A 12317-nucleotide genomic window follows, 5' to 3' on the forward strand; every position below is an offset into this window, starting at 1 on the left:
TGCCCCTCCGCGCCGCGGTCCCTAGACGGCGCCGGTGCGCAGGTGGGGGACGATGGCGGTGCCGTAGGCGTCGATGGTGGGTTCGACGGCGTCGTGCATCGCGTAGATGGCGAACTGGTCGACGCCGAGGGTGCGGAGGTGTTCGAGGCGGGCGAGGTGGGTGTCCACGGGGCCGATGAGGCAGAAACGGTCGACGATCTCGTCGGGGACGAAGGCGGTGTCGGGGTTCCCGGCGCGGCCGTGGTGACTGTAGTCGTAGCCCTGGCGGTCCTTGATGTAGGCGGTGAGGGCCTCGGGGACGAGGTCGGAGTGCTCGCCGTAGTGGCGGACGAGGTCGGCCACGTGGTTGCCGACCATGCCGCCGAACCAGCGGCACTGTTCGCGGGCGTGGGCGAGGGCGTCCGGGGAGTCGTCGGCGGTGACGTAGGCGGGCGCGGCGACGCAGACGGTGACCGCGTCGGGGTCGCGGCCGGCTTCGGCGGCGGCACGGCGGACGGCCTTGACCATGTACTCGGTGAGGTAGGGGTCGGCGAGCTGGAGGATGAAGCCGTCGGCCTGGCGGCCGGTCAGGGCGAGGGCCTTCGGGCCGTAGGCGCCCATCCAGACGGGCAGTTCGGCGCCCTCGCCGACCCAGGGCAGGCGCATCTCGGTGCCGTCGACCTCGGTGGTGCGGCCCTCGGCCAGCTCCTTGACGGCGTGCATGGCGTGCGAGAGCCGCTCCAGGGTAGCGGGCTTGCGGCCGGCGACGCGCATGGCGGAGTCGCCGCGGCCGATGCCGCAGACGGTGCGGTTGCCGTACATGTCGTTGAGGGTGGCGAACAGGGAGGCGGTGACCTCCCAGGTGCGGGTGGAGGGGTTGGTGACCATGGGACCGACGGTGAGGGTGCTGGTCTCGGCCAGGATGCGGCTGTAGATGACGAAGGGCTCCTGCCACAGGACGCAGGAGTCGAAGGTCCAGCCGTGGGTGAACCCGGCCCGCTCGGCGCGGATCATGCGGTCGATGAGCAGGCGGGCGGGCGGGTCGGTCTGCAGGACGAGGCCGATGTCCATGGAGGCTCCGGAAGGCGAAGGAAGGCGAGGAGGGGAGGAGGGGAGGAGGAGGCTGCGGGGGCTGAGGAGGAGACGGGCGCGGCGGGGCCGAGGGGGCGGGCTCAGCCCAGGTACTGGCAGGTGTCGCGGCGCAGGAAGGTGCCGTGGCCGGCCCGGCCGAGCCAGGTGCCGCGGTCGAGGACGACGGTCCCCCGGGACAGGACGGTGCGGGCGCGGCCGGTGAGGGTGCGCCCCTCGTAGGCCGAGTAGTCGACGTTCATGTGGTGGGTGGCGGCGGAGACGGTCTGCACGGCGGTGGGGTCGTAGACGACCAGGTCGGCGTCGGCGCCGGGGGCGAGGGTGCCCTTGCGGGGGTGCAGGCCGAACATCCGGGCCGGGGTGGTGCAGGCGATTTCGATCCAGCGGCGGCGGCTGAGGTGTCCGTCGACGACGGCCTGGTGGAGCAGGTCCATCCGGTTCTCCACGCCGGGCAGGCCGTTGGGGATCCTGGAGAAGTCGCCGCGGCCCAGTTCCTTCTGGCCGGTGTAGCAGAACGGGCAGTGGTCGGTGGAGACCACCTGGAGGTCGTTGGTGCGCAGGCCGCGCCAGAGGGCGGCCTGGTGCTCGCGGGGGCGCAGCGGGGTGCTGCACACGTACTTGGCGCCCTCGAAGCCGTCGCTGCCCTCCTCGGCGAGGTTGTCGGTGGAGAGGAAGAGGTACTGCGGGCAGGTCTCGCCGAAGACGGGGTGACCGTCGTCGCGGGCGCGGGCGAGTTCGGCGAGCGCGGAGGCGGCGGAGACGTGGACGACGTAGAGCGGGCTGCCGGCGACCTGGGCGAGTTTGATCGCGCGGTGGGTGGCCTCGGCCTCCAGCAGTTCGCGGCGGACCTCGCCGTGGTAGCGGGGCGCGGTGCGGCCGGCGGCGAGGGCCTGTTCGACGAGGACGTCGATGGCGATGCCGTTCTCGGCGTGCATCATGATCATTGCGCCGTTGACGGCGGCGCGCTGCATGGCGCGCAGGATGCGTCCGTCGTCGCTGTAGAAGACGCCGGGGTAGGCCATGAAGAGCTTGAAGGAGGTGGACTCGCCGGAGTCGACGAGGGTGTCCATCTCCTTGAGGACGGCGTCGGTGACGTCGGAGACGATGGTGTGGAAGGCGTAGTCGATCGCGCAGTTGCCCTCGGCCTTGGCGTGCCAGGCGTCCAGGCCCTCGCGCAGGCTGCCGCCGACGGGCTGGACGGCGAAGTCGACGATGGTGGTGGTGCCGCCCCAGGCGGCGGCGCGGGTGCCGGTCTCGAAGGTGTCGGAGGCGTGGGTGCCGCCGAACGGGAGTTCCATGTGGGTGTGGACGTCGACGCCGCCCGGGATGACGTAGTGGCCGGCCGCGTCGATGACGGTGTCCGCGGTCCAGGCGAGGGCGGCCTCGCTGCCGGTGGCGGCGAGGGCGGCGATCCGCTCGCCCTCGATGAGGACGTCGGCGCGCAGTTCCTCGGTGGCGGTGATGACGAGTCCGCCGCGGACGGCGGTGCGGCGGGGCGTGGCGCCGGTCGCGGAGGTGTTGGCCGCGGGGCTGCTGGTCACAGGGGTGCTGGTCACGTGGGTCGCCTCCGTCACGCCTCGGTCAGCGGGCCGTAGGCCTCGGGGCGGCGGTCGCGGTAGAACGCCCACTGCCGGCGGACCTCCTCGATGAGGTCGAGGTCGAGGTCGCGGACGACGAGTTCCTCCGCCTTGTCGGAGGCGACGTCGCCGACGAACTGTCCGCGCGGGTCGACGAAGTAGGACGTGCCGTAGAAGTCGTTGTCGCCGTACTCCTCGGTGCCGACGCGGTTGATGGCGGCCACGTAGTAGGCGTTGGCGACGGCGGCGGCCGGCTGTTCGAGCTGCCAGAGGTAGGCGGAGAGGCTGCGGCTGGTCGCGGAGGGGTTGTAGACGATCTGCGCGCCGCCGAGGCCCAGCGCCCGCCAGCCCTCGGGGAAGTGCCGGTCGTAGCAGATGTAGACGCCGACCTTGCCGACGGCGGTGTCGAAGACCGGCCAGCCGAGGTTGCCGGGCTTGAAGTAGTACTTCTCCCAGAATCCCTTGACCTGCGGGATGTGGTGCTTGCGGTACTTGCCGAGGTAGCCGCCGTCGGCGTCGATCACGGCGGCGGTGTTGTAGTAGACGCCGGGCTGCTCCTCCTCGTAGACGGGGACGACGAGGACGAGGCCGAGCTCGCGGGCGAGGTCGCGCATCCGGCGCACGGTGGGGCCGTCGGGGACGGGCTCGGCCCAGCGGTAGTGCTCGGGTTCCTGGACCTGACAGAAGTACGGGGCGTTGAAGACCTCCTGGAAGCCGAGGATCTTCGCGCCCCGGGCGGCGGCCTCGCGGGCGTACCGCTCGTGGAGGGCGATCATGCTCTCCTGGTCGCCGGTCCAGCGGGTCTGGACGAGGGCGGCACGGACGATCTGCGACATGGGTACCTCCGCAACTCCGCGGCCCGTCCCGGGGGCGGGCCCGCGGTCCGAGGGTTGGCGGGCGGTGTTGCCTGCGGTGGATGTCTGCGTGCGGTCTACGTGCGTAGAGGGTGGGTCCGTCGACCGTAGGCCCGACTTCGGTCGCCTGACAATACGTCGGACGCGACGCGGCCGGGGCGATCTTGGTGGGCGGACACGCGGGATCCGGTAGATGGGATGAAACGGTCATCTACCCCGGGGGCGCGCTGCTTACTCATTCGAGTGAATCCAGGAGCGGTCCGGCGTGGTTCGGGGCAGGAAGCCGGTGACGCTCCTCCGGTCCGCCGCCGGAGGAGCCCGTCGTCAGGTGGTGTCGTCGGGTGGTGGTGGCCCGGAGCGGTCGGACGCGGGGCGGTCGGCCCCGGAACGGCCGGGGCCCCGGAGTGACCGGAGAGGGGGGTGGTGGACGGATGGTGACGGCCGACGCCGCGCGGGGAGCGCCGCGAACGGCGCGGGCGCCCGCAGTGCCCGCCTGGGGCGGGGTGCTGCTCGGGCTCGGGGTGCCGGTGCCGGCGGTGCTCGGGTGGCTGCTGTTCGTCCGCCGGACGCCCGCCGGCCAGGGCACGCTGGACGTCCGGCTCCAGTTGGCCGGCTCGCGGGCCGCCGCCGAGGCCGTGCTCGCCGGGCGCGCCCCGGCCTTCCGCGCCTCGCTGGACGCCGACCTCTGGCTGCTCGGCGGCCTCGCGGTGACGCTGGCGGCGGCCGGGATGCTCGGGGCGTACGTGTTCACCCGGGCGCACTGGCGGCTGACCGCGGTCGTCGCGGGCCTGGCCGGGGTGCTGGCCGGCGGCTGCGACCTGGCCGAGGACGTGCTGCTGGCCGCCGGGCTGGGCTGCACCGGCCCCGGGCCCACCGGCGGGGACGCGCCGTTCGCCGCGGCGGCGGCGTTCGCCACGGTCAAGTGGCTGCTGCTGCCGCCCGCGGGCGCGGTGGCCGTCGTCGTCTGCGCCGCCACCGTGCACCGGGCGGTGCGCGCCCTGCTGCCCTGCCCGCCGGAGGAGGAGCGCGGCGGATCCGAGGACGAGGCGCCCGGGGGCGAGGCGTCCGCAGGCGGCGGGAGCGGGACGGGGCCCGCGCTGATCCCGCCCTGGCCGGTGGCGACCGCGCGCGGCGGACGGTGGCCGCCCGGCCCCCGGACGCACGGGCCGCTCACCCGGCACGCCCGCTGGCGCAACGCCGCCCGGGTGCCGCCCGGCCGCGAGAACGCCCGGCTCGGCTTCTGCGTCTCCGGCGGCGGCATCCGCGCGGCCTGCGTCACCCTCGGTGCGCTGCAGGCGCTGCGCCCGTGGCTCAAGCAGGCACGCTACCTGGTCGCCGTCTCCGGCGGCGGGTACACCGTCGGCGCGATGCAGCTGGCGCTCTGCGACGCCGCGCCCGGCGGACCGGTGCGGGCCCGCTCCGGGCTGGACGCCGACACCGTCCTCGAACCGGGCTCGCCCGAGGAGGACCACCTGCGGCGCCACTCCAAGTACCTGGCGGACGGCGCGGGCGAGTGGCTGGTGGCGCTCGGGACCCTGCTGCGCGGCCTCGTCGCGGCGCTCTCCCTGCTGCTCGCCGCCGTCCTGGTGCTGGGCCTGGGGCTGAGCCGCTTCTACCACCTCGTGCCGCTCGCCGACCTGGACGGCCCGCCGTCGGCGCGCTCCCCCGCCCTGTTCGCGCTCGCCGGGCTGCTGGCGACCGCCGCCACCGGGTGGCTGCTGTGGCTGCTCACCTTCTCCTGGCTCGGCTGGAACACCCTGCTGCCCCGCGTGCTGCGCCGCTTCTCGCACGGCGCGCTCGCGCTGGCCGCGCTGACCGCCGTGGGCGTGCTGGCCGTCCCGGGCCTCGCCTGGGCCGCCGTCGCGCTGCAGCGCGCGCTCGCGGTCGGCGCCCGGCAGACCGGGGCCGGGATCAGCCTCACCGTCCTGCTCAGCTACCTGGCGCTGCTGCTGGGCATCCTCTGGCACGGCCGGCACGCCATCGAGCAGGGCGCGGCGGTGCTCGGCGGCGTGCTGCGCGGCGCCGGGCTGCGGCGGCCCGGCGGTCTCACCGGGCGGATCACCGAGTACCTGGTGCTCTGGTCGGCGCTGACCGCGCTCACCTCGGGCACGCTGCTCACCTTCGGCTGGGCGGTGGCCACCGGGCACTCCTGGCCGGTCCCGCTCCAGGTGCTGCTGCCGCTGGTGCTGCTCACGGTGGGGCTCAACCTCGACCAGACCTGGATGGGCCTGCACCCCTTCTACCGGCGCCGGCTCGCCTCGGCCTTCGCCGTCCGACGGGTGGTCGAGGGCGGCTCCGGAGGCGGGAGCGGGAGCGGGGGTGAGGGCGGAGGTGAGGACGGGGATCAGGGCGGGGATCGCGGCCGGGACGGTGATCCGGGCCGGACCGGGGAGGTGCTGGCCCGGCCGTACCACTTCTTCCGCGAGCAGACCCGGCTGAGCCACTACGGCGCCCGGCAGCCGGACTTCCCCCAGGTGATCTTCGCGGCGGCGGCGAACCTCTCCGGCAGCGCGCGGACGCCGCCGGGGCGGCGGGCGGTGTCGTTCACCTTCTCCCACGACTACGTGGGCGGGCCGGACGTCGGCTACGCGCGCACCGACCTGCTGGAGCGGCGCACCCGGCGGCACATCGCCCGCGACCTCACCGTGCAGTCCGCGATGGCCGTCTCCGGCGCGGCGTTCTCCTCGGCGATGGGCCGCCGTTCCCGCGCCTACCAGGGGCTGTTCGCGGTGACCAACGCGCGGTTGGGCACCTGGCTGCCCAACCCGGCGGCGCTCGCCCCGCTCTGGTCCGCCGACCGGGACTGGCGGTACGCGCCGCAGCCCGCCGTCCGGCGGCTCTCCTACCAGCTGCGCGAGGCCTGCGGCCGGTACCCGATGGACGCGCGGTTCCTGCTCACCACCGACGGCGGGCACTACGAGAACCTCGGCCTGGTCGAGCTGCTGCGGCACGGCGTGCGGACGGCGGTGTGCATCGACGCGAGCGGCGACTCCGCCTTCGCGGGGGCGCTCGCGGCGGCGATCACCCTGGCGCGCGAGGAGTTGGGCATCGCGATCACGCTGCGCGAGCCGGAGCTGCTGATCCCGGGCAGTGCCGGCGGCGGGGCGCCCGGCGGGAGCGGCCAGCCGACCCTGCGCGGGCTGGCGGCCCGGCTGGCCGACCGGCTCTCCGCCCGGGTGGTGGTGGTCGGCGACATCGTCTACCCGTGGCCGCTGGAGCTCGGGGAGCCCGACGGCCCGCCCGGTGCGCCTGATGCGGACGGTGTGCCCGGCGCGGCCCGGCACGGCACGCTGATCGTCGCCCAGGCGGTGCTCACGCCCGGCATGCCGTACGAGCTGCACGCGTACGCGGCGTCCGATCCGGCCTTCCCGAACGACGGCGCCGGCGACCAGTGGTTCGACCACCGGCAGTTCGACGCCTACCAGACGCTCGGCCGGTACCTGGGCGAGCAGGCCGCACCGGCGGTCGCGGCGGCACTGGCGGTGGCGGGGGCGGAGGCAGGGACGGGGACGGGGACGGGGACGGGGACGGGGGCTGGGGCCGGGGCGACGGCGGGCGGCTCGGCGGCACCGGGGGCCACGACGCCGGCCGCCCGCAAGTCCAACGGCCGGGCGCCGGGCCGGGCCGCGACCGTCCCCGGCCCCGGCCGGGCGCCCGGGTCCGGGAGCGGAGCCGGAGCCGGAGCCGAACAGGGCACCACCACGCCCGACCAGGGACTCAACGGGCAGGTGTGAGGGTGCTCGCTTGACTCCCACCGCGTCCGTCGGGAAGGATCCGGCCCATGGACACCGGCACCACTCTGGTCTGCCGCCTTCACGTCGACCTCCGGCGCCAGGCGAGTTCCATCTGTGCCTGTTGTTGATCTTCCCCTTCCCCGCCGGCCCCGCCCTGTGACGTCCCCCAGGGTTCGCGCCGCACAGCCACACCCGTCTTCCTGACGCGCCTTCGCCCTGCGTGAGCGTGCCGTCCACCGGCGTCCGACCGGCGCGGCCCGCTGCCGTCCGCTGCGGTCCGGCGCGTGCGCCACCGCGCTTCCGCCCCCTCCCGCCTCCCCGAGGACACCCACATGAACCTGGACCTCGCCCCCGACACGCCCGTCCCCGCGCCCGTCCCCGCCGCCGCCCCCGCCGCCGTCCCCGCCGGGGAAGCCCGCGCGCCGCTCACCCCGAACGCCCTGCGGACGATCGTCCGCGAGCTGGCCGAACGGCCCGACCAGTGGATCCACCACGTGCGGCTCTCCACCGAGGAGCGCTGGTACCGCCGGCTCGCCGCCGACGAGGACCACGAGGTGTGGCTGATCAGCTGGCTGCCGGGCCAGTCCACCGGCTTCCACGACCACGGCGGCTCGCGCGGCGCGTTCACCGTCGCGCTGGGCGAGTTGGAGGAGCTGTCGCTGGGCGGCCCCGAGCAGGGCCTGCTGATCCGGCGGATCCAGTCCGGCACCGCCCGCGCGTTCGGCCCCGACTACGTGCACGACGTCCGCAACACCGCGTCCGGCCCGGCCGTGACGCTGCACGCCTACTCGCCGCCACTGAACTCGATGGCGCACTACGACCTGCGGGCCGGCGGCCTGGTCCGCACCTCCGAGGAAGGACCCGACCAGTGGTGACCACGATCGACGACCTGCTCGCCCGCTCCCGCGCGGGCGTCCACCGGCCCGGCGCCGAGGAGGCGCACCGCGCCCAGCGCGAGGGCGCGCTGCTGGTGGACATCCGCCCGGCGGCGCAGCGCGCGGCCGAGGGGGAGATCCCCGGAGCGCTGATCATCGAGCGCAACGTCCTGGAGTGGCGGCTGGACCCGACGGGCAGTCACCGGATCCCGGAGGCCACCGGGCACGACCTGGAGGTGATCCTGGTCTGCTCGGAGGGGTACGCGTCGAGCCTGGCGGCGGCGTCGCTGCGCGAGTTGGGCCTGCGCCGTGCGACCGACCTGGACGGCGGGTTCGTCGGCTGGGCGGCGGCCGGGCTGCCGACCCGTCAGGGAGCTTGAGCGGCCACGGCCGGTAAATCAGGGACACATGGGTCGTCAGGTCATAGGCTGATCAGAGTTTCCACCGCCGCCAGGGCGGGCAACCACGCGACCGACGGGTACACCGTCCGAGACCGACCGACCGCCAGACGACGACACCATCGGCGCCGCCGCCGGGGGCCGCCGAGACGAGGAAACCCCCCGTGATCAGATTCGACGGCGCGGGCAAGCGCCACCCCGACGGCACGGTCGCCGTCGAGGGCCTCGACCTCGACGTCCCCACCGGTCGCACGACCGTGCTGGTCGGCCCGTCCGGCTGCGGGAAGACCACCCTGCTGCGGATGGTCAACCGCATGGTCGAGCCGACCTCGGGGCGGGTCCTGCTGGACGGCACCGACGTGGCCGCGCTGGATCCGGCCAAGCTGCGGCGCGGCATCGGGTACGTGATCCAGCAGGCCGGGCTGTTCCCGCACCGCCGGGTGATCGACAACGTCGCGACCGTGCCGTACCTGCTCGGCTGGGACCGGAAGAAGGCCCGTGCCCGCGCGGCCGAGTTGCTCGACCTGGTCGGGCTCGCCCCGGAGACCGCCAGGCGGTACCCGTTCCAGCTGTCCGGCGGCCAGCAGCAGCGCGTCGGCGTGGCGCGGGCGCTGGCCGCCGATCCGCCGGTGCTGCTGATGGACGAGCCGTTCAGCGCGGTCGACCCGGTGGTGCGGGCCGGGCTCCAGGAGGAGCTGCTGCGCCTGCAGTCCGAGCTGCACAAGACGGTGCTGTTCGTGACCCATGACATCGAGGAGGCGGTCCGGCTCGGCGACCAGGTCGTGGTGCTGCGCGAGCGGGGGCGGATCGCCCAGCTCGCGGACCCGCACACGCTGCTCACGGCGCCCGCCGACGCGGACGTCGCCGCGTTCCTCGGCCGTGACCGGGGCCTGCGCGGGCTCGGGCTGCGGACCGCCGAGGCCGTCGCCGTCCGGCCGATACCGGGCGGTCCGGGCAGCGGTCCGGGCAGCGGGGCGGCGGCCGGCCGGGCGCGCTTCGGCCGGTGGGAGCTCGCGCTGGACGACGAGCGCCGCCCGATCGGGTGGATCGACCGGGACGCGGCGGGCGGCGCCCTGCAGCCGGCTCCCGGGTTCCGGCCCGCGAGCGACACGCTGCGCGCCGCGCTGGACGCCGCCGTGCTCTCCCCCGCGGGCATCGCCGTCGCCCTGGACGCCGAGGGCCGGGTGACCGGCACCGCCGACCGCGAGGCCGTCCTGGCGGCGCTCGCCGCCCACCCGGCCCCGGCCGGGCCCGCGGGCGCCCCCGAGGCCCAGCAGGTCACGGGGGCGCAGCAGAACGCGGTGGCCCAGCAGGTCACGGGCGCGCAGCAGGTCACGCGGGCGGAGACGATCGAGACGGACGGAGTCGGCGGTGGACGGTGAACCGATCGTCCGCTGGTACTGGATCGGCGACCACCTCGGCTACCTCGGCGACCTGCTCGCCGACCACGCCGTCATCGCGCTGCTCCCGGTCCTGATCGGCCTGATGCTGGCGATCCCGCTCGGCCTGGCTTGCGCCCGCCACCCGCGGCTCTACCAGCCGCTCGCCGCCGTCTTCAACATCGTCTACGCCCTGCCCTCGCTGGCCGTCTTCGTGGTGCTCATCCCCTACACGGGGCTGGCCACCCAGGCCACCGTGATGATCCCGCTCACCTTCTACGCGCTCGCCGTGCTGCTGCCGACCACGGTGGACGGGCTGCGCGCCGTGCCCGACCCGGTGCGGCAGGCCGCGACCGCGATGGGGTACGGGCCGTGGCACCGGCTGGCCGCCGTCGAACTGCCCGCCGCCGTCCCCTACCTGGTGGCCGGTCTGCGGGTGGCGGCCGTCTCCAGCATCTCGCTGGCCTCGGTGGGCGCGCTGGTCGGGCGCGGCGGGCTCGGCTACCTGTTCGTCGACGGCTTCCAGCGCACCTTCCCGACGCCGATCGTGGCCGGGATCGTCCTGATCACGGCGCTCGCGCTGACCGTGGACCTGCTGCTGGTCGGCGCCCGCCGCCTGCTGGCGCCCTGGGCCGTGCGGGAGAAGGGAGCGGGCCGGTGAACTGGCTCACCTGGCTGGGGGACTTCTTCTCCGACCCGGACCGCCGCAGCGGCCCGAACTCGATCGTCAACCGGATCGCCGAGCACCTGCTGTTCTCCGCCGAGGCGCTGCTGTTCGCCGCGCTGCTGGCCGTCCCGCTCGGGCTGCTGATCGGCTACACCGGACGGGGTGTCACCGCGGTGACCGCGCTGGCCGGCGCCGCCCGCGCGCTGCCGACGCTCGGTCTGGTGACGCTGGCGGTGCTGCTCGCCGGGGTCGGCGACACCGCCGTCCTGGTGCCGCTGGTCGCGCTGGCCGCGCCGCCGCTGCTGGTCGCCGCCGTCGAGGGGGTGCGCGGCACCGATCCGGACGTGCGGGACGCGGCGCGCGGCGTCGGGCTGACGCACCCGCAGGTGCTGTGGCAGGTCTGCGTGCCGTCCGCGCTGCCCACCCTGCTGGCCGGCTTCCGGACCGCGACCGTGCAGGTCATCGCGACGGCGACGGTGGCCGCGTACGTCGGGCTCGGCGGGCTCGGCCGGTACGTCGTCGACGGGCTGGCCACCCGGGACTACGCGATGACGGTCGGCGGCGCGCTGCTGGTGGTGCTGCTCGCCGTCGGGGCGCAGCTGTTCTTCGCCCTGCTCGCCCGGTACGCCCTGCCGCCCGGGCTGCGCGCGCAGCAGCTGGCCGCGGCCGGGGAGCCGTCGTGACCGTTCCGCGTCGCCGGCGCGCCGCGGCCGCCCCGTTCCCTCTTCCTTCGATCGACCGTGACGTCCGCCTCGAAAGGATACCTATCACCATGTCGACATCCGCACCCGCGCCGCTGAGAGCGGCGACGACCGGCCGCCGGGCCGCCGTCCTGACGGCCCTGGCCGCGCTCGCCCTGACCGCGACGGCCTGCAGCTCCTCGGGCGGCGACCCGCTGGGCGGCAAGGGCTCGGCGGCCCCGGCGCCCTCCGGGAGCGCCTCCGGGAGCGCCGGGGCCGGTGCGCCGGCCGCCGGGACGGTCGTCGTCGGCTCGGCCAACTTCCCCGAGAACGTGCTGCTCGGCTCGATCTACGCGCAGGCGCTCAAGGCCAAGGGCGTGAAGGTCGAGGAGAAGTTCAACATCGGCAGCCGCGAGGTGCTCTACGAGCAGCTGCTGAGCGGCAAGCTGTCCGTGCTGCCCGAGTACAACGGCTCGCTGCTCGCCTACCTGGGCAACTCGTCCGCGGACCCGGGCACGAGCGCGGTCAACGCCGCGCTGACCAAGACGCTGCCCGCCCCGCTCGCGATCCTGGACTCCTCCCCCGCCGAGGACAAGGACACCCTGAGCGTCAGCCAGGAGAGCGCCGACAAGTACGGGCTGAAGTCGATCGCCGACCTGGCCGCCAAGGCGGGCGAGTTCACCATCGGCGGCCCGCCGGAGTTCAAGTCACGCCAGGAGCAGCCGCTCAAGGACGTCTACGGCCTGACGTTCAAGGAGTGGAAGTCGACCGGCGAGACCACGGCCAACGCGATCAAGGACGGCTCGATCCAGGTCGGCAACGTCTTCTCCACCGACCCGAAGATCTCCCAGCTGAAGCTCGTCCCGCTCACCGACCCCAAGAACCTGTTCGCCTCCCAGAACGTCACGCCGCTGGTCAACAAGGACAAGGTGGACGCGACGGCGACCGGCGCGCTCAACGCGGTCTCGGCCAAGCTGGACACGGCGGGGCTGCTGGCGCTGATGAAGAAGGTCGCGGTCGACAAGGAGGACCCGTCGGCGGTGGCCAAGGAGTGGCTGAAGAGCAACGGTCTGTCCTGACCGCCG

The 12317-nt window shown here is 74.8% G+C and carries 11 protein-coding genes; 8 read left to right on the forward strand and 3 right to left on the reverse strand.

The window, feature by feature from the left end; translation table 11 throughout:
* Positions 1 to 21: 21 nt before the first annotated feature.
* The 3 genes from ABT238_RS13075 to ABT238_RS13085 form a co-directional block, all read right to left on the reverse strand.
* Positions 22 to 1050, reverse strand: coding sequence for a TIGR03842 family LLM class F420-dependent oxidoreductase (locus ABT238_RS13075; protein ID WP_350560910.1), 1029 nt, complete (start codon positions 1048 to 1050; stop codon positions 22 to 24).
* A 101-nt stretch (positions 1051 to 1151) separates the two neighbouring features.
* Entirely contained in the window at positions 1152 to 2609 is a 1458-nt protein-coding gene (gene hydA / locus ABT238_RS13080) for a dihydropyrimidinase (protein ID WP_350757535.1), read from the reverse strand.
* 29 nt (positions 2610 to 2638) lie between these two features.
* Positions 2639 to 3481, reverse strand: a complete 843-nt coding sequence (locus ABT238_RS13085; RefSeq protein WP_350757232.1) for a nitrilase-related carbon-nitrogen hydrolase — start codon at positions 3479 to 3481, stop codon at positions 2639 to 2641.
* 449 nt (positions 3482 to 3930) lie between these two features.
* Here ABT238_RS13085 and ABT238_RS13090 point away from each other — a divergent pair, with 449 nt between their 5' ends.
* The 8 genes from ABT238_RS13090 to ABT238_RS13125 all read left to right on the forward strand — a co-directional run bounded on the left by ABT238_RS13090 (position 3931) and on the right by ABT238_RS13125 (position 12311).
* On the forward strand, positions 3931 to 7233 hold the full coding sequence (locus ABT238_RS13090; RefSeq protein WP_350757237.1) for a hypothetical protein: 3303 nt from the start codon (positions 3931 to 3933) through the stop codon (positions 7231 to 7233).
* A 47-nt stretch (positions 7234 to 7280) separates the two neighbouring features.
* Complete coding sequence (locus ABT238_RS13095; RefSeq protein ID WP_350561156.1) at positions 7281 to 7361, forward strand: putative leader peptide; 81 nt, start codon at positions 7281 to 7283, stop codon at positions 7359 to 7361.
* Between the two features lie 204 nt (positions 7362 to 7565).
* Entirely contained in the window at positions 7566 to 8108 is a 543-nt protein-coding gene (locus tag ABT238_RS13100) for a cysteine dioxygenase (RefSeq protein ID WP_350757241.1), read from the forward strand.
* Complete coding sequence (locus ABT238_RS13105) at positions 8102 to 8488, forward strand: rhodanese-like domain-containing protein (protein WP_350757246.1); 387 nt, start codon at positions 8102 to 8104, stop codon at positions 8486 to 8488. Before ABT238_RS13100 ends, ABT238_RS13105 begins: the two co-directional genes overlap by 7 nt.
* Positions 8489 to 8670: 182 nt before the next feature.
* On the forward strand, positions 8671 to 9888 hold the full coding sequence (locus ABT238_RS13110; RefSeq protein ID WP_350757248.1) for an ABC transporter ATP-binding protein: 1218 nt from the start codon (positions 8671 to 8673) through the stop codon (positions 9886 to 9888).
* Positions 9878 to 10546, forward strand: coding sequence for an ABC transporter permease (locus ABT238_RS13115; protein WP_350757252.1), 669 nt, complete (start codon positions 9878 to 9880; stop codon positions 10544 to 10546). Before ABT238_RS13110 ends, ABT238_RS13115 begins: the two co-directional genes overlap by 11 nt.
* A complete protein-coding gene (locus tag ABT238_RS13120) occupies positions 10543 to 11235 on the forward strand; it encodes an ABC transporter permease (protein ID WP_350560924.1) in 693 nt (230 codons plus the stop codon). Before ABT238_RS13115 ends, ABT238_RS13120 begins: the two co-directional genes overlap by 4 nt.
* A gap of 89 nt (positions 11236 to 11324) precedes the next feature.
* A complete protein-coding gene (locus tag ABT238_RS13125) occupies positions 11325 to 12311 on the forward strand; it encodes an ABC transporter substrate-binding protein (protein WP_350560926.1) in 987 nt (328 codons plus the stop codon).
* The last annotated feature ends 6 nt before the right edge of the window (positions 12312 to 12317 follow it).

The organism is Kitasatospora sp. NPDC001527 (genome assembly GCF_040298605.1).
Taxonomy (GTDB): domain Bacteria; phylum Actinomycetota; class Actinomycetes; order Streptomycetales; family Streptomycetaceae; genus Kitasatospora.